This is a genomic window from Enterobacter sp. Ag1 (assembly GCA_000277545.1).
Lineage (GTDB): Bacteria > Pseudomonadota > Gammaproteobacteria > Enterobacterales > Enterobacteriaceae > Cedecea.
The window spans coordinates 90017-106750 of sequence record AKXM01000005.1; the positions used below are offsets into that span (position 1 = coordinate 90017).

General features: G+C 55.3%; 17 protein-coding genes. 10 read left to right on the plus strand and 7 right to left on the minus strand.

Going from position 1 to position 16734, the window contains the following annotated elements; all coding sequences use genetic code 11:
- Positions 1-200 precede the first annotated feature (200 nt).
- Positions 201-596 (minus strand): VOC family protein, encoded by a 396-nt coding sequence (locus A936_RS02970; protein WP_008454438.1) that lies wholly within the window; start codon positions 594-596, stop codon positions 201-203.
- 141 nt (positions 597-737) lie between these two features.
- Here A936_RS02970 and pheP point away from each other — a divergent pair, with 141 nt between their 5' ends.
- The 6 genes from pheP (at position 738) to A936_RS03000 (ending at position 6275) form a co-directional block, all read left to right on the plus strand.
- Positions 738-2132: a phenylalanine transporter gene (gene pheP / locus A936_RS02975; protein WP_008454440.1), complete on the plus strand. Its 1395-nt coding sequence runs from the start codon at positions 738-740 to the stop codon at positions 2130-2132.
- Positions 2133-2384: 252 nt separating this feature from the next.
- Positions 2385-3089, plus strand: a complete 705-nt coding sequence (locus A936_RS02980; RefSeq protein ID WP_008454442.1) for a hypothetical protein — start codon at positions 2385-2387, stop codon at positions 3087-3089.
- Entirely contained in the window at positions 3082-3504 is a 423-nt protein-coding gene (locus A936_RS02985; protein WP_008454444.1) for a hypothetical protein, read from the plus strand. The genes A936_RS02980 and A936_RS02985 overlap by 8 nt, the downstream gene beginning before the upstream one ends.
- A gap of 176 nt (positions 3505-3680) precedes the next feature.
- Positions 3681-4082, plus strand: a complete 402-nt coding sequence (locus tag A936_RS02990; RefSeq protein ID WP_008454447.1) for a hypothetical protein — start codon at positions 3681-3683, stop codon at positions 4080-4082.
- Positions 4083-4216: 134 nt separating this feature from the next.
- The gene (locus tag A936_RS02995; RefSeq protein WP_008454449.1) at positions 4217-5119 is read left to right on the plus strand and encodes an EamA family transporter; all 903 of its coding nucleotides are present in this window, start codon (positions 4217-4219) and stop codon (positions 5117-5119) included.
- Positions 5120-5252: 133 nt separating this feature from the next.
- Positions 5253-6275, plus strand: coding sequence for a sensor domain-containing diguanylate cyclase (locus A936_RS03000; RefSeq protein ID WP_008454451.1), 1023 nt, complete (start codon positions 5253-5255; stop codon positions 6273-6275).
- A gap of 16 nt (positions 6276-6291) precedes the next feature.
- Here A936_RS03000 and ampH read toward each other — a convergent pair whose 3' ends face one another.
- Complete coding sequence (gene ampH / locus A936_RS03005; RefSeq protein ID WP_008454453.1) at positions 6292-7449, minus strand: D-alanyl-D-alanine-carboxypeptidase/endopeptidase AmpH; 1158 nt, start codon at positions 7447-7449, stop codon at positions 6292-6294.
- Positions 7450-7861: 412 nt separating this feature from the next.
- Between ampH and lpxP the strand changes: the two genes are divergently transcribed.
- Positions 7862-8788 (plus strand): kdo(2)-lipid IV(A) palmitoleoyltransferase, encoded by a 927-nt coding sequence (gene lpxP, locus A936_RS03010; protein WP_008454455.1) that lies wholly within the window; start codon positions 7862-7864, stop codon positions 8786-8788.
- Positions 8789-9035: 247 nt separating this feature from the next.
- Positions 9036-10253, plus strand: coding sequence for a peptide antibiotic transporter SbmA (gene sbmA / locus A936_RS03015; protein ID WP_008454456.1), 1218 nt, complete (start codon positions 9036-9038; stop codon positions 10251-10253).
- 54 nt (positions 10254-10307) lie between these two features.
- On the opposite strand, the gene A936_RS03020 is transcribed toward sbmA, so the two are convergent.
- The 3 genes from A936_RS03020 to A936_RS03030 are packed head-to-tail and all read right to left on the minus strand — an operon-like array spanning position 10308 to position 13514.
- Positions 10308-11843, minus strand: a complete 1536-nt coding sequence (locus A936_RS03020) for a DHA2 family efflux MFS transporter permease subunit (protein ID WP_008454459.1) — start codon at positions 11841-11843, stop codon at positions 10308-10310.
- Between the two features lie 10 nt (positions 11844-11853).
- Entirely contained in the window at positions 11854-13032 is a 1179-nt protein-coding gene (locus A936_RS03025; RefSeq protein ID WP_008454462.1) for an HlyD family secretion protein, read from the minus strand.
- A 26-nt stretch (positions 13033-13058) separates the two neighbouring features.
- The gene (locus tag A936_RS03030; RefSeq protein ID WP_008454465.1) at positions 13059-13514 is read right to left on the minus strand and encodes a transcriptional regulator, SarA/Rot family; all 456 of its coding nucleotides are present in this window, start codon (positions 13512-13514) and stop codon (positions 13059-13061) included.
- Between the two features lie 136 nt (positions 13515-13650).
- Between A936_RS03030 and A936_RS03035 the strand changes: the two genes are divergently transcribed.
- The gene (locus A936_RS03035; protein WP_008454467.1) at positions 13651-14763 is read left to right on the plus strand and encodes a DUF1615 domain-containing protein; all 1113 of its coding nucleotides are present in this window, start codon (positions 13651-13653) and stop codon (positions 14761-14763) included.
- A 39-nt stretch (positions 14764-14802) separates the two neighbouring features.
- Here A936_RS03035 and A936_RS03040 read toward each other — a convergent pair whose 3' ends face one another.
- On the minus strand, positions 14803-15141 hold the full coding sequence (locus A936_RS03040) for a DUF2755 family protein (RefSeq protein ID WP_034807571.1): 339 nt from the start codon (positions 15139-15141) through the stop codon (positions 14803-14805).
- A 272-nt stretch (positions 15142-15413) separates the two neighbouring features.
- Here A936_RS03040 and A936_RS03045 point away from each other — a divergent pair, with 272 nt between their 5' ends.
- On the plus strand, positions 15414-15626 hold the full coding sequence (locus A936_RS03045; RefSeq protein WP_034807641.1) for a DUF2754 family protein: 213 nt from the start codon (positions 15414-15416) through the stop codon (positions 15624-15626).
- A gap of 3 nt (positions 15627-15629) precedes the next feature.
- Here the strand turns inward: A936_RS03045 and ddlA are convergent, their stop codons facing one another.
- Complete coding sequence (ddlA, locus tag A936_RS03050; protein ID WP_008454473.1) at positions 15630-16730, minus strand: D-alanine--D-alanine ligase; 1101 nt, start codon at positions 16728-16730, stop codon at positions 15630-15632.
- Positions 16731-16734 lie beyond the last annotated feature (4 nt).

The window sequence follows — 16734 nt, forward strand, 5'->3', positions numbered from 1 at the left end:
CGCACCTGTTATTCGGCTTATCCATGAGCCTCACCCTAAAGGGCCGCTGCGAGCAGCGTTCAAATCCGTTCCCGACGGATTTGTCACCCCAGTCACATAGTTTAGCTATGCTCCTGGGGATGACTGGCCTTGCCGCCTTGTTGTAGCTTGAATTATTTAGAGTATTTAACTTTTTACTTCCGTAGCCCGTACAAAGCGTATTAGTTGTGCTGGAGCAAGTCCCAGCGGTTGCCGTAGAGATCTTCAAAGACGGCAACCGTGCCGTATTCTTCCTCTCGTGGAACTTCGCAGAAATGCACGCCGTTGGCCGTCATCATGGCGTGATCGCGCCAAAAATCATCGGTGTGAAGGAAAAGGAAAACCCTGCCGCCGCACTGATCGCCAATAGAAGCCTGCTGGCGTTCGTTGGTGGCTTTGGCTAACAGCAGGTGGCAATCACTTTCCGGGTTTGGCGTGACCACAACCCAGCGTTTTCCCTCTTGAGGCGTGTCCTCCACGAGCGTGAAGCCCAGTTTTTGGGTGTAGTATTCAATCGCCTTGTCGTAATCATCCACGACGATAGCCACGCAGCCCAGCGCCCGTTTTTGCGTTTTCAATGCCTGCTCCTTTCCTCCGGTGATAAACGGGCGTGAGCATAACATTCACCAAGGATTATTTCCGAAGTGTAACCATTCCTTGCCACTCTTAGCTTCAGGTGTTAAAAGGTGCCCCTTTGACAAATCACAAAGGAGCAGGGCGTGAAAAACACGTCAGTCGCCTCTGAGCCACAGGGCCAGAGTGCGGGGCCGGAGGATGGCCATCAATTACAGCGCGGCTTGCAGAATCGCCATATTCAGCTGATTGCGCTGGGCGGTGCGATCGGCACCGGACTCTTTCTCGGCATTGGCCCGGCGATCCAAATGGCGGGGCCTGCGGTCCTGCTGGGCTACGGCGTGGCGGGGATCATTGCATTTCTGATCATGCGCCAGCTCGGTGAAATGGTGGTTGAAGAGCCGGTTTCTGGTTCGTTTTCGCATTTTGCCTATAAATATTGGGGGCCGTTTGCCGGCTTCCTGTCCGGCTGGAACTACTGGGTGATGTTCGTGCTGGTCGGCATGGCAGAGCTGACCGCCGGCGGCATTTATATGCAGTACTGGTTCCCGGACGTGCCGACCTGGACCTGGGTGGCGCTGTTCTTCGTGGTGATTAACGCCGCGAACCTCGTGAACGTGCGCCTTTATGGCGAGATGGAGTTCTGGTTTGCGCTGATTAAGGTGCTGGCGATTGTCGGCATGATTGGCTTCGGCATCTGGCTGCTGGCTTCCGGCCACGGCGGCGAGCGCGCGGGCGTGAGCAACCTCTGGCAGCACGGCGGCTTCCTCGCCACGGGCTGGCACGGGCTGATTTTGTCCCTCGCGGTGATTATGTTCTCGTTCGGCGGGCTGGAGCTTATCGGTATTACGGCGGCCGAGGCGCGTTCGCCACAAACCACCATCCCGAAAGCGGTGAACCAGGTGGTGTATCGCATTCTGCTGTTTTATATCGGCTCGCTGGTGGTGCTGCTTTCGCTCTACCCGTGGCTGGAGATCAAGTCCAACAGCAGTCCGTTTGTGATGATTTTCCACGAGCTGAACAGCAATGTGGTTGCCTCGGCGCTCAACTTCGTGATTCTGGTGGCTTCGCTGTCGGTTTATAACAGCGGCGTGTATTCCAACAGCCGGATGCTGTTCGGCCTCTCCGTGCAGCGCAATGCGCCAAAATTCCTGGCGAAAGTCAGCCGCGGTGGCGTGCCGGTGAATTCACTGCTGCTGTCTGGCGCGATCACTTCGCTGGTTGTCGTCCTCAACTATGTGCTGCCGCATGACGCCTTTGGCCTGCTGATGGCGCTGGTGGTGGCAACGCTGCTGCTGAACTGGATCATGATTTCGCTGGCGCACATCAAGTTCCGTCGCGCGATGCGCCGTCAGGGGCATGAAACCCGCTTCAAGGCGCTGCTTTACCCGTTCGGTAACTACCTGTGCATCGCCTTTATGATGATGGTGCTGGGGCTGATGTGTACCATTGACGGGATGCGCGTGTCTGCCATGCTGCTGCCGGCCTGGATAGTGTTCCTCTTTATTGCCTTTAAGCTGCTGCGCCGTAAAACCCACTAAAGTCCCCCCCAATAACGCCAGCTGCTTTTAATCGGGTTGGCGTTATTTATAATTAAATATTAATTAAGTTTTTATTTTATATTCTCCAGTGGCAATTTATCTCCTGGTTTGAGAGATTATATATAATCGAGAGGGGTTTGTTTTATGAGTTATTATATTTAATGATGTGATGTCTGGGTAATATAATTATGATGAATGAAACAGGTGACTGCATAAATTAAATCTCATCTATTGAACAAGGAGTGTAAAGCGATGAGCAAGCGGAGTGATATAATTGGTGGAGAGGTTGCTGTTGATATCTCCCATGGTCTTATTTATACAGAAGTACTGGGATGGGTCGATTTGGGCCACGCTCAGGGGACCGATATACGAAATTTGTTGCGGGACATTGACTCGGGGGAAAGGCAGGAAAAGGAGTATTACGATGTAGCTTATTCACAGGCTATGACCAGCCCGGGCCGACTGATTAAAATGGGCAAATTTATTAAATGGCGGATTAAACGTGGCCGCACCCCACTTGAGCGCAGAAGTATTGCGCTGGCAATGATGATGTCGTTGGCGCGCAAGTTCGAAGGGCTGCAGGCGTCATTCCCCGTTAGCCTGGTGACGGACAGCGGATTTAGCGGCGAGGATCTGGTGTCAAATTTGCTGGGGTTCTATCGGGTTGTTTCTATCCCAAAGCCATTTGGCATGTTACGTGTAGTCAGCCGAGAAAAAGCGCTTAAACGCTGGGATCATTACGGCAAAATTGGCGGCTGGAAAAACGAATCGTTCCGGCCGCTGCTGTTTCCCGACCCCGATATCTTCCCCAACGCCAGACCTTACAAGGGCAACTTGCCTAACTTTATGCAAACCGTCAGGCCGTGGAGCGACTTCCGCTCAGGTATTGTCAGGGTCGTCAGCGCCGATGGCTCATATATCGATAATGGAAGAAACGGGGTACTACCTTATGCGTAACGCTTTAAAAATTTTTACCGCGGTCGTTGTGGTGATTGCCGCCGGGCTGGTGTGGGCGTGGCCTTATATAACAATGGAGTTCGCGGGTAGCGCCCATTACACCGAGCAGGACAAACGGGAATATAAATTTTATACCCCCGATATTCTGCGAGAAATGCCGCGGATTTCCCCCCGGTACGACTTTGACTATGTGAACGTTACCGGGCCTGGGGCATTTATTCATGCGATCCGATTCTATGATGTTGCTGACTCCAGCAGAATAGATACCTATCTGGATGTAAAAGGGTATGTAAAACAAAATGATTGCTTTATAGAAGCTGCTTGCTGGCAGGGGAGCGATCCCGAGGAGACGATCACAGTAAGCCATTTGGCAGAAAAAAATATTATCCAGATCGCCGTCATTTATGACTACTGATTGCCGCTACTTTTGCTGTACCGGAAGTTGCCGATAGCAACGTCCGTCTCCTTCCCGGATTTAGGATAACTTTATGCAAACCGCCAGGCCGTGGAACGATTTCCGTACAGGCATTGTCAGGGTCGTCAGCGCCGATGGCTCATATATCGATAAAGCAAAGGGAGGGACGTTGCCTTATGCGTAACGCTTTAAAAGTGCTTATCGCGGTCGCTGTGGTGATTACCGCCGGGCTGATCTGGGCCTGGCCCTATATAGAGATGAGCTTTGAGGGTAGCGCCCATTACACCGAACAGGACAAGCGGAAATATAAATTTTATACCCCCGATATCCTGCGACAAATGCCGCGTATTTCCCCCCGCTACGACTTTAATTATGTGAATATTACCGGACCTGCCGCATTTATCCATGCAGTCAGCTTTTATGATATTGATGACTCCAGCAAAGTTGATCTTTATCTGGAGGAAAAAGGATATACAAAACAGGATGATTGTTTTATCGATGGAACGTGCTGGAAAGGAAGCGATCCCGAGGAGACGATTACGGTTGCACACCACGAGAAAAAAAATTCATTCAGGTAAGTGTCATTTACAATCTACGATAGCCGCTGATTATGCCAGGCCGGAGGTGGACAACAGCAACGTTCGGCAACTAATCCTCCCTGATTTACGCTATCATGCTGCGCTAAAGAAACGGGTGTTAAAAGGGCAGGGGAATGAGCGTTAGTCGGAAAGGGATGCTGTATGTGTTGTTTGCAGCGGTGCTGTGGGGAAGCTCCGGGGTTTGTGCGCAGTACATCATGGAGCAAAGCCATATTTCCTCGGCGTCACTGACCATGCTCCGACTGCTGTTCTCCGGCCTGATTCTGCTGATGCTGTCGTTTATGCACGGGGACAAAATCTTCGCCGTGTTTAAGCAACGAAACGACCTGATTTCCCTGCTGATTTTTACCCTCTGCGGCGCGTTGACGGTGCAGCTGACCTTCCTTTTGACCATCGAACAGTCAAACGCCGCGACAGCAACGGTGCTGCAATTCCTTTCGCCGACCATTATCGTGGCCTGGTTTGCCTTTGTGCGGAAAAAGCGTTCCGGCAAACTGGTTTATGCCGCGATTGGCACCTCGTTAATCGGGACGTTTGTGCTGGTGACTCATGGCAACCCAGCGTCGATTACCATTTCCGGCAGCGCGTTGTTCTGGGGTATCGCCTCCGCGTTTGCCGCAGCGTTTTACACGACCTATCCCTCGAAGCTGATTGCTCGCTACGGCACACTGCCCGTTGTGGGCTGGAGTATGCTGCTGGGCGGCGCGGCGCTGCTGCCGTTTTACGCCAGCCAGATCGGCAGTTTCACCGCCACCGGCGGCACGCTGCTGGCCTTCTTCTACCTGGTGATAGTCGGCACGGCGATCACTTTCAGCCTCTACCTGACAGGGGCGCAAATGATTGGCGGGCCAAAGGCCAGCATTCTTAGCTGCGCGGAGCCGCTGAGCAGCGCATTGCTCTCGGTGCTGCTGCTGGGCATTAGCTTTACGCTGCCGGACTGGCTGGGGTCGCTGCTGATTATCTCTTCGGTGGTGCTTATCTCTCTGGATTTCCGGGGCAAGCTGCATTCACACTAAGTCGCTACATTTTGCAAGGTTTAATTACCGGCAGAAATATCATATTTTGAGGGGTAGAAGTTGCCGTTGTGATACGGTAAAAAGTGCGCTTCCCGGCGCAAGTCTGCACCTCCGATAAAGGTATTTCAGTGTGATGATTGATAATCTGATTGAGCGAATCTCTTCCGCTTTAGACGCCGAATACACCCTGGAAGGTTTGGTCAGACAGCTGCTGGAAATGCTGGAGCTGGTGACTAACATGGAATCCACCTACCTGACCCGCATTGATGCGGAGGGTAGCCAGCAGCAAATTGTTTTCTCCCGCAATACCAAGGCGATGAATATTCCCGAAGGGCTTTCCGTGCCCTGGGAAGACACGCTATGTAAACGCGCTTTAGACGAAGGCCGCCGCTATACCTGCGATGTCGCAAAAGTATGGGGTGACTCTGAAGCGGCAAAGGCGCTGGGGATTGTGACCTACGTCAGCACGCCCGTGACCCTTGCCGATGGTTCGCTCTACGGCACGCTCTGCGCCGCCAGTTCTGAACAGCGCGAGCTGACCGATCATAGCGAACAGGTCTTGCAGCTGTTTTCTCAGCTGATTGCACAGCAGATTCAGAATGAGCAGCTATTGAAAAAGCTTCAGCAGGCCAACGTCGCGCTGACGACCGCCAGCTACACCGATGAATTAACCGGGTTGCCTAACCGCCGCGCGGTCTTCGATCAGCTGCCTCGTTTGTTCTCGCGCGCCAAAGATGACGCCCGCTACGTGCTGGTGGCCTTTGCCGATCTGGATGGATTTAAACAGATAAACGATCTGCACGGGCATGAAACCGGGGACGATTTCCTTTGCGCCATCGGCCAGCGGCTGAAAGAGGGCGTGAGGGGGGACGAAATATTAGGTCGCCTGGGCGGCGATGAGTTTATCGTTGCCGGTGCGGGGCCTACGGAATACAGCGAAGCTCTGCGAGCGACCATGGCTTTTCGTGCCAGACTGGCAGAGCTGCTGAGCGGCGAGTACCAGCTAAAATCCTGCGTGATTGATTATGCGGGGCCCAGCATCGGGGCTATCGCCGTGAATCCGGCTACTATCACGCCGGACGATGCGATACGCGAGGCGGACACGCTTATGTATGTGGATAAGAAGCGCCGTAAAAATGGCGCGGCGGTAAGCTAAACGCCGCGCGCAATCCTCAGGATGCCGGTGTTACTACAGCCTTATTACCGCTAAGTTCAGTCACCAGATCGTTCACGCCGTCGCTCATGTTAACGAAGCGAGTCAGCGGCGAGCGTGTGACCACCACAAAAACGCCCACGTTATTCTGCGGCACCATCGCCATATAGGTAATGAAGCCGCCGCCGCCGCCGGTTTTCTGAATAATGCCCGGGCGGCCCTCTTTCGGTGACATCCAGACCCAGCCCATGCCCAGCGCGTCGGCTTTTCCCGGCACATCCATGCCAATGACCTTATGCAGCTGGCTGCGCTGATAAATCAGCGTTTGCATTCTGTCTGCCTGGCCGCCGCGATGATGGAAGTCGGAAGAGAGGAATTGCTGCATCCAGCGCATCATATCGCCGGGGGTAGAATAGACGCCGCCGCTGCCCACCGCCGCCAGCGTGTTATCGCAAGGGCTGGCGCCTTTCTCGGCAATCATCAGGCGCTTGCACTGGTCTGGTGACGGGGTAAAGGTGGTGTCTTTCATCCCCAGCGGGCGAGCGATTTGCTCATCGAACAGGTCGGCATATGGCCTGCCGGTTGCACGGGACAGGGCATCAGCCAGCAGGTCAAACGCCAGGTTTGAATAGGCGGCCACGGTACCCGGGGCGGCTTTCAGCGTGGCCTGCGAGAGCCAGTTCCAGCGCTGATCCCGCGTCGGCCAGGTGAACACCGTGCGGTGCGCTGCGCCGCCGGGCTGTTCGCGCGGCAGGGAACTGGTATGAGTGGCCAGGTTAATCAGCGTAATCGGCTGGCCGTTAAAGGTCGGCACCCGGGCGCCGGGAGGCGCATATTTGCTGAGCGGATCGTTGAGCTGAACCTTCCCCTGATCGAGCATTTTTACCAGCATTTCGCTGGTCATCAGCTTTGTCAGTGAGGCGATGCGGATCACGGAATCCAGCTGCGGGCGAACGTTATTGCCTGGCCGGGTATCGCCGAAGCTGCGAAACACCCGCTGGTTACCGTCAATCACCACGATAGCCATGCCGGTGGCTCCGCTGCCGTAATAAATATGGTTGGCATAGCGATCGACAACGTCGGCGGCAAATTCAGGTGCCGGAGACGGTTGCGCAAAACTGAGCGCCGGCAGCAGCGCAGCGGCCAGCAAAAGAAGACGAGGAAGACGAGTTTTCAACGCAAAAATCCAGTTTAAAAAATAAGGCGGTATAGCAGGTATTTATACTACTCCGCGCCCTTATGCAAAGCGTCAATTCAGCCTTTACGGCCTGAAAAGCGTAACCGTGCGTTACATCACCAGATGACGCACAAAAGTTTGTCAGTTGCGGTTTAATAAAGCATTTTTTGCCTGTTTTTACACTCAGGCTGGCGCTGTTGCCCGGCGACCATAAAGAAAGATCTTAAATAAGATTAAAGACCGATGATTTCGCTACGCTGCTTTAGCAAAAAGTGCGTATTATCCTGCTCGTTATTAACGGTCTGAGTGCAACTATTTCTGAACCCCGGAATCTTAGTAACGGCTTAAGGCGTACCGCGATTGATTCAATTCTTTATGCGATACATCATCCCCTCGCATTAAAGAAGTGAATATGTCTACTAAACCGCTGTTTTATAAGTGCCTCCTGCATCCTCGCTATTGGCTGACCTGGTTTGGGCTGGGTGTGCTTTGGCTGTGGGTTCAGCTTCCGTACCCGGTATTGATGAAAATGGGCGACCTGATTGGCCGTTTCTCGATGCATTTTCTCAAGCGCCGGGTCACCATTGCCCGCCAGAATCTTCACCTTTGCTTCCCGCACTACAGCGAAGCGCAGGTTGAGGCCACCGTGCGGCAAAACTTTGCCTCCCTCGGCATGGGACTGATTGAAACCGGTATGGCCTGGTTCTGGCCGGATGAGAGAGTGCAAAAATGGTTTGATGTTCGTGGCCTGGAGCACATCAATGCCGCCTGCGACAAAGGCAAAGGCGTGATGGTTATCGGCGTGCATTTTATGTCGCTGGAACTGGGCGGGCGCGTCATGGGGCTGTGTCGCCCGATGATGGCGATGTATCGGCCGCACAACAACAAAGTCATGGAATATGTGCAAACCCGTGGGCGCTCGCGCTCCAACAAAGCGATGCTCGACAGGCGTAACCTGAAGGGAATGGTGAAAGCGCTGAAATCCGGCGAGGCGGTGTGGTTCGCCCCGGATCAGGACTATGGTCCGAAAGGCAGTTCTTTTGCGCCTTTCTTCGCGGTTCAACAGGCCGCGACAACCAACGGTACCTTTACTATTGCCCGTCTGGCAAAACCCGCCATTCTGACCACGGTTTTGATCCGCAAGCCCTGTGGGACGGGCTACCAGCTGGTCATCGAGCCGGAGTTCTGTGATTATCCCGGCGAAGATGAGCAGGCCGCCGCAGCCTATATGAACCGTAAAATTGAGCACGAAATTATGCGCGCGCCGGAGCAGTATCTGTGGCTGCACCGCCGTTTTAAAACCCGGCCTTTTGGCCACGCCAGGCTTTACACGATTTAATCTTCAGGCAGGCGTGCCACGTTTTTGAAGTGCGTTGGCAGGCCTGAACCCCGCCTTGTGGTAGCGGGGAAGGGGCACAACGGTCTCCTGGCCCCCGCATAAAAACGGCCGAGGCCTGTCTCCAGGGCTGGCGCCAGCTTATGTAAGCCTCTCTCACTCCTTGATACAACATTCTGCAAGCATTATCGTAGAACGTTCGCTATAACCGGCAGATATAACAACAAAAAGTCGTCCCAGGAGTGTTGTCATGTTCAAATCTTTCTTCCCGTCGCCGAAGCTGTTTTTTCTTTCGGCGGCAATATGGGGACTACTCGCAGTCATATTTTGGCAGGCCGGCGGCGGCCTCTGGTTGGAAAACCTTGCGGGTGCCAGCCAGCAAATACCGATCAGTGCGGCACGTTTTTGGACGTTAAAAGCATTTGTTTTTTATGCTTTTTATGCTGTCAGTGTGGGCCTTTTTGCCGGTGTATGGGCACTGGTGAGTCCGCATCCGTGGCAGCGCTGGTCAATTCTCGGCTCTTCGCTTATCGTCTTTGTGACCTGGTTTATGGTCGAACTGGGCGTGGCGATCAACGCCTGGTATGCACCGTTCTTTGACCTTATCCAAACCGCGTTAGCGTCCCCGAATAAAGTCCCGCTGCAGCGATTCTATAGCGAAACCGGCGTGTTTCTTGGTATCGCGCTGATTTATGTCACCGTCGGCGTGCTGAACAGCTTCTTTATCAGCCATTATGTGTTTCGCTGGCGCACGGCGATGAACGACTACTATATGGAGCACTGGCAGAAGCTGCGCCATATCGAAGGGGCTGCCCAGCGTGTGCAGGAAGACACCATGCGCTTTGCCTCAACGCTTGAGGATATGGGTGTGAGCCTGCTGCAGTCGGTGATGACGCTGATTGCTTTCCTGCCGATTCTTGTCGCGCTGTCTCCACACGTGAAAGAATTGCCGATTGTCGGGGCGGTGCCTTATGGCCTGGTGATTGCGGCGATTATCTGGTCGCTAATGGGAACCGGCCTGCTGGCCGCGGTCGGGATAAAGCTGCCGGGGCTGCAGTTTAATAACCAAAAAGTTGAGGCCGCCTACCGTAAAGAGCTGGTTTACGGGGAAGACGACGGCAGCCGTGCTACGCCGCCAACGGTTAAAGCGCTGTTTGGCGACGTGCGGCATAACTATTTCCGTCTCTACTTCCACTACACCTACTTTAATATTGTGCGGATTCTTTATCTGCAGATAGACAACGTGTTTGGTCTTTTCCTGCTGTTCCCTTCTATTGCCGCAGGCGCGATTACCCTGGGGCTGATGCAACAGATCACCAACGCTTTTGGCCAGGTGCGCGGCTCGTTCCAGTACTTGATCAGTTCCTGGACCACGCTGGTTGAATTGATGTCTATCTACAAACGTCTGCGCAGCTTCGAGCGAACGCTGCAGGATGTGCCGGTGCCGGGCACCGAAGAAGCCGTCTGAGGCGAAAAGAAAAGGGATGGCGTAATGCCATCCCTTTTTACTGGTTCTTTCTGATCAATGCCCTGCGGAAGGGGCACCCGGCGCTCCAGCCCGTATAAACGGCGGACGGGCAAACCAAATCACGACAATCAGCGCCATAAAGCCCCAGCCCAGCAGCCAGAAGTAGTCGATGGTCGACATCATATAGGCCTGCTGCTCAATGGTTTTATCCACCACGGCCAGGTGCTGCTGCGTGGCGCCGCCCATCTTGTGCAGGTAATCCACCGCCGACGGATTGTAGGCTGAGACGCTCTCCGTCAGGTTGGCATGGTGATAAACCTCGCGGCGCGACCAAATCCAGGTGGTCAGGGACGAAGCAAACGACCCGCCAAGCACGCGGAAGAAGGTTGCCAGCCCGGAGCCTTCCGCGACCTCAACGCCGTGCAGGTTCGACAGCACAATGGTGGTGATCGGCATGAAGAAGAACGCCACGCCGATCCCCATAAACAGCTGCACTTCGGCGATGGTGCGGAAATCCACGTTGGTATTAAACTGCGCGCGCAGCAGGCACGAAGCGCCCATGGTCAGGAACGACAGCGTGGCCAGCAGGCGCATATCAACCTTATTGGCGTAGCGCCCGACAATCGGCGTCAGCAACAGCGGTAACACACCCATCGGCGCGGCGGCCAGCCCGGCCCAGATGGCGGTGTAGCCCATCTGGGTTTGCAGCCACTGCGGCAGAATAATGTTGATGGCGAAGAACGCGGCGTAGCCCAGCGTCAGCGACAGCGTGCCGATGGCGAAGTTGCGGTCGGCGAACAGCCGCAGGTTGACTATTGGGTGACGCTCGCCAAGCTCCCAAATGACAAACGACACCAGTGAAACCGCGGAGATTACCGACATGGTGATGATCTCCGGCGAGGCGAACCAGTCGAGATCGTTCCCTTTATCCAGCACCACCTGAAGCAGCCCCACGCCCAGCACCAGCAGCGCAATCCCGATGTAGTCGATAGGGGCGATGGTGGTCGTTTCTTCACGCTCGCGCAGCTGCGTCCAGACCACGATGGCGGCAAAGATCCCGATCGGCACGTTGATGTAGAAGATCCACGGCCAGGAATAGTTATCGGTGATCCAGCCGCCGGTGATCGGCCCGACAATCGGCGCGACAACCGTCACCATCGACAGCAGCGCCAGCGCCATACTCCGCTTGCTGGACGGGAAGATAATCAGCAACAGCGTCTGGCACATCGGGAACATTGGCCCGGCGAAAAAGCCCTGCAGCGCGCGGAAGATAATCAGCTCGGTCATGCTGTGGGCAAAGCCGCACAGGAACGAGGTGAGGGTGAACAGCGCCACAGAACCCACAAACAGCTTGAGCTGCCCGAACCGGCGGGTAAACCAGCCGGTCAGCGGCAGGGCAATGGCGTTACACACCGCGAACGAAGTGATAACCCAGGTACCCTGGTCGGCGCTGACGCCGAGATTACCGGCGATCGTCGGCAGCGCCACGTTAGCGATGGTGGAGTCCAGCACCTGCATAAACGTCGCCAGCGACAGCGCGATCGTCGCCAGCAGCAGGCTGGGGGGCGTAAACGCCGCCTTATCTTGCATAACGTCTCTCTTAGCGGTTGGCTGACGCTACCGGCTGGCTGTTGTCATGAAGGATTTTGGTGACCAGTTGGTCGGCTTCGTCCAGCGCGTTCTGGTAAACGTCGGTGGTAAAGCGCGGCGCGGCGACGGTTTTTTGCGGCAGCAGGTGGCCGTCTGCATTGCGAATATCAACGCGAGCGAACATCGACAGGCCTACCCGCAGCGGGTGTTTCTGCATGTCGTGCGGATCAAGCGTGATGCGCACCGGCAGACGCTGAACGATTTTGATCCAGTTCCCGCTGGCGTTCTGGGCCGGTAACAGCGAGAAGGCGCTGCCGGTGCCGATGCCGAGGCTTTCAATGGTGCCGTGATACTCCACGTCGTCCCCATAGAGATCGGCGGTGAGCGTTACCTTCTGCCCCAGGCGCATGTCCTGCATCTGGCTCTCTTTGAAGTTGGCGTCAACCCAGACCTGGTCCAGCGGCACAATCGCCAGCAGGGTGGTGCCGGAATCAACGCGCATTCCCAGCTGAACGGCGCGTTTAGCGACAAAGCCGCTCACCGGCGCAACGATGGTGCTGCGGGCGTTATCGAGGAAGCGCTGGCGCAGCGTGGCTACGGCGCTTTTAATTTCCGGATGGCTGTCGATAACCGTGTCATCCACCATCGCTAAATTAGTGCGTAATGCCTGCTGGGCGGCGGTGAGATCGCTTTGCGCGCTGGTCACGGCATCGCGGTAATGGGACAGGTCTTCAGCGGCGATAGCCCCGGTGGCAAAAATCTTCTGGCGGCGAGCGTAGTCGCTCTGTGCCGTTTGCAGTGCCACCTGCTTCGCGGCGACCTGAGCCCGGTAGTTATCCGCGGTGCTGTAAAGTCCACGTACCTGACGCACGGTATTCGCCAGGTTGGCTTCTGCCTGCTGGAGCGCGATTTCGGTGTCGCTTGGGTCGAGCTGTACCAGCGGCTGCCCTTTTTCGACGTAGTCTCCTTCATCGACGCTGACCTGCGTTACCGTGCCGCCGATTTGCGGCGTCAGCGTGACCTGGTTGCCGTTGACGTAGGCGTCGTCGGTGGTTTCGTAGTAGCGCGCGTAAAGCATGTACCACGCCACGCAACCGGCGCCTATCAGCAGCAGGATAATGAGAAAAATGGCGAAGTTACGCTTGCGCTTGCTCGGCGCGCGTTCAACCTGCTCGGTAGAGGTTTGCATTTTGTATGTGGCCTTAATCAGAAAGCTTAGAGGTGGCGCTCGGTGATCTCATCCGGCAGCATTTTGATCAGCAGTTCATTGAGCTGCTTTGCTTCTTCAGGCGTCAGGCGCTCGGTAAGGGTGCCGATGATCGACGCCAGCGCATCGTTCTGGAAAGCTTCGCACAGCTCTTGCCCTTTCTCAGTCAGCGCCAGAATGACCTGGCGTTTATCTTCGGGATTCACGTTTCGCACGATCAGATCTCGCTTCACCATTCGTTCAAGCATGCGGCTCATGGCGCCGGTATCCATCACCAGGTTTTTGCTGACTTCTACCGGGCTGTTAAAGCCCTTAAAGATGCTTATCAAGACTTTAAATTGCGCACCGGTGATGCCCATCGGCGAAAAGTACTGGGTGATGAGCTGGTCTTTGAACTGGTTCGACAGGTGAATCAGCAGGCCAAGGTGCAGTTTGGAATAGGGATTACCCGTAGTATTACTCATGATATTTGCCTGGTCAGTAGTTGCAAATGAAATTACTGACCAGGCATCTAGTTGTCAATCGGTGATTTCCAGTAGCGCACAAACTGAAAAACAGGCAGGGTGGTGCGGTTGATGATGAAAGGGAAAGGATATTAACATGGTGGGTTCTCTCTCTCCGGCCCGGCGGCTTGCCGTGCCGGGGCTGCTGGCGCTGCTTGTGCTGGCCGGCTGTACAACTAAAACCACAACGCCGGGTACCACGACAACGGCGGCAAAACCGGTAGATATCGAAACCCTGGCCCAGCGCAAAATCCCTGACGGGGTGAAGGACCGCGCGGGGCTGGCAAAAGATCTGCTGACGACCCTGAAAAGTCAGAACCTCGAGCAGAGCGAAGAGAATATCTGTTCGGTGCTGGCGGTGGCGCTGCAGGAGTCTAATTTGCAGGCCGATCCGGCGGTGCCGGGGTTGAATAAAATTGCCTGGAAAGAGATCGACCGCCGCGCGGAAAAAATGCACATCCCGCCGCTGCTGGTGCACACCGCGCTGCGCATTAACTCCCCCAACGGCAAAAGCTATAGCGAGCGGCTGGATAACGTCAAAACCGAAGGGCAGCTCAGCGCTATTTTCGATGATTTCCTGACGATGGTGCCGATGGGGCAAAAGCTGTTCGGCAGCTTTAACCCGGTACGTACCGGTGGCACGATGCAGGTCAGCGTGGCGTTTGCCGAGAAACATACCGATGGCTACCCGTGGAAAATAGAGGGGACGGTGAGGCAGGAAGTTTTCACCCGCCGCGGTGGGCTTTGGTTCGGGACTTACCACTTGCTGAATTACCCGGCTAACTATACGAAACCGCTTTATCGCTTCGCCGACTACAACGCGGGCTGGTACGCCAGCCGCAATGCGGCTTTCCAGAGCGCAGTGAGTAAGGCGACGGGCGTGAAGCTGGCGCTGGACGGGGATCTGATCCTTTACACCAGCGATAAACCGAGCAGCACCGAAATGGCGGTACGTAAGCTGTCGAAACAGCTGGATATGAGCGACAGCGAAATCCGCCGGGCGCTACAAAAAGGCGACAGCATTGGGTTTGAAAAAACCAGTCTTTACAAGCAGGTCTTCGCGATAGCGGAGAAAAAAGCGGGGCAGCCGCTGGCCAGAGAAGTGCTGCCGGGGATCGTGCTTGAAAGCCCTAAAATCACCCGTAATTTGACCACGGCCTGGTTTGCAAAACGCGTGGACGACAGGCGGGCAAGCTGTATGCAGAGGTGACGATGGCGGGCGGAAGCGGCATAGCTTCCGCCTTTTTGATCAGTAATACCAGGCGGAGTGGCGGCGGTTTCTCAGGCGTATCGTCAGGGCGACAATGCCGATGGAGACAGCGCCAAGCAGGAAGGGAATCAGCCCGAACACGGTGCTGACCGCCAGGCCCATCTCAATGCGCGGGCGGCTGGCATCGTTGCCTTGCGCCAGGTATTCCAGCAGGCCGGGCGCCTGCACAATAAGATTCAGCATTTGGGTGGCCACCCAGAAGCAAAAGAGAACGAACAGCGCATAGGCGATATTGCCCGGCACCGATCTTTCTGATTTTGCTGTCATTATGACCCGAGTAGCCGGAATAACGGCTTTCGACAATGAAATATCAGGCATCACGACCTCCCGTAAAAACGCAATCTGAACCGAATGTGTGGCATCTCATGGCGTGAATTTTGGCAGGTGATAAGCGTTGTCAATATCAGATTGCTGGTAATTTGGAGGCCAGAATCCTCCTGGATTTGCATTTTTTGCTCAAGTTCACATTTTCGTAACCTAAGGTAAATCTCGTTAACATTATGCTAGCGGAGTGCGTGGCAACCGCGCGTTTCTCTGCCGCCGATGTGCGACAATGCCAGCAGGCTTATTTTTGAATGCGTGAGGCGGCTATGTTAACCCTGAAAATGCGTCGGGACTGGCACTACTATGCGGTGGCGATTGGGCTGATTTTTATTCTGAATGGCGTGGTCGGCCTGCTGGGCCTGGAAACGAAGGGCTGGCAGAGCTATGCGGTGGGGCTGGTGACCTGGGCGATCGGTTTTTGGCTTGCGGGCTTTATTATCCGCCGTCCCCGGGAAGAGTCGGGCACGGCGGAGCCTTAAGGATTACGAAGTGATCGAGCTTTTCAGCGCGCAATCCTGCTGGTGGCGCTCAAGGGCAAGCTCAATCAGGCGGGTTATCAACTCCTGGTAGCTGATACCGCTGGCCTGCCACAGCTTGGGATACATGCTGATGTTGGTAAAGCCCGGCAGCGTGTTGATCTCATTGATGATCACGTCGTTAGTTTCCGTCAGGAACACGTCGACGCGGGCCATGCCGCTACATTCCAGCGCCTGATAGGCACGAACCGCAATTTTACGGATTTTGTCGTTAACGTCGGCGTCGAGCGCCGCCGGAACGACAACCTGTGCCGCCTGCTCATCAATGTACTTGGTGTCGTACGAATAGAACTCGCTGTTCACCACGATCTCGCCGCAGGTGCTGGCCTGCGGGTAATCATTCCCCAGCACGGCGCACTCGATTTCACGGCCTTTAATACCGGTTTCAACCACCACTTTATGGTCAAACTCAAAGGCTAACGCCACCGCCGCGTGATATTGCTCTTCGGTGCTGGCTTTGCTGACGCCGACGGAGGAACCCTGGTTGGCTGGCTTGACAAACAGCGGCAGACCCAGCTGTTTTTCAACCTCGGCGAAGCTGATTTTGGCGCGGTTAGCGCGGGTTAGCGTGATGAACGGAGCCACGTTCAGGCCCGCATCGCGCAGCAGGCGTTTGGCGACGTCTTTATCCATGCTGACCGCTGAGCCCAGCACGCCGGAGCCGACGAACGGCAGATTGGCGACGCGGAGCATGCCCTGCAGGGAACCGTCTTCGCCCAGCGTGCCGTGCACAATCGGGAAAATCACGTCAATTTGGGAAAGCTGTTCTGCGGTGCTGGTTTCAATCAGCTGGTGTTCGGTCTGGCCGGGGACCAGCGCCACGTTTTTCTCTGACCGGTTCAGGGCGATAAGCGCCGGATTGTTGGCGTTCAGCAGGTAGCTGGACGCATCGTTGATATGCCACTGGCCCTGTTTATCAATCCCCAGCAGCACAACATCAAACTTCGACTTATCAATGGCGTCGACGATATTTTTTGCCGACTGCAGCGACACCTCGTGTTCTGCCGATTTTCCACCAAACACGATACCAACCCGCAGTTTTGCCATGCCT

Bases quoted from the DNA above. Each gene is read 5' to 3' on its own strand.
- A936_RS02980 (WP_008454442.1), top strand. From the start codon at position 2,385: ATGAGCAAGCGGAGTGATATAATTGGTGGAGAGGTTGCTGTTGATATC.
- A936_RS02985 (WP_008454444.1), top strand. From the start codon at position 3,082: ATGCGTAACGCTTTAAAAATTTTTACCGCGGTCGTTGTGGTGATTGCC.
- A936_RS02990 (WP_008454447.1), top strand. From the start codon at position 3,681: ATGCGTAACGCTTTAAAAGTGCTTATCGCGGTCGCTGTGGTGATTACC.
- A936_RS02995 (WP_008454449.1), top strand. From the start codon at position 4,217: ATGAGCGTTAGTCGGAAAGGGATGCTGTATGTGTTGTTTGCAGCGGTG.
- A936_RS03000 (WP_008454451.1), top strand. From the start codon at position 5,253: ATGATTGATAATCTGATTGAGCGAATCTCTTCCGCTTTAGACGCCGAA.
- lpxP (WP_008454455.1), top strand. From the start codon at position 7,862: ATGTCTACTAAACCGCTGTTTTATAAGTGCCTCCTGCATCCTCGCTAT.
- sbmA (WP_008454456.1), top strand. From the start codon at position 9,036: ATGTTCAAATCTTTCTTCCCGTCGCCGAAGCTGTTTTTTCTTTCGGCG.
- A936_RS03020 (WP_008454459.1), bottom strand. From the start codon at position 11,843: ATGCAAGATAAGGCGGCGTTTACGCCCCCCAGCCTGCTGCTGGCGACG.
- A936_RS03025 (WP_008454462.1), bottom strand. From the start codon at position 13,032: ATGCAAACCTCTACCGAGCAGGTTGAACGCGCGCCGAGCAAGCGCAAG.
- A936_RS03030 (WP_008454465.1), bottom strand. From the start codon at position 13,514: ATGAGTAATACTACGGGTAATCCCTATTCCAAACTGCACCTTGGCCTG.
- A936_RS03035 (WP_008454467.1), top strand. From the start codon at position 13,651: ATGGTGGGTTCTCTCTCTCCGGCCCGGCGGCTTGCCGTGCCGGGGCTG.
- A936_RS03040 (WP_034807571.1), bottom strand. From the start codon at position 15,141: ATGCCTGATATTTCATTGTCGAAAGCCGTTATTCCGGCTACTCGGGTC.
- A936_RS03045 (WP_034807641.1), top strand. From the start codon at position 15,414: ATGTTAACCCTGAAAATGCGTCGGGACTGGCACTACTATGCGGTGGCG.
- ddlA (WP_008454473.1), bottom strand. From the start codon at position 16,730: ATGGCAAAACTGCGGGTTGGTATCGTGTTTGGTGGAAAATCGGCAGAA.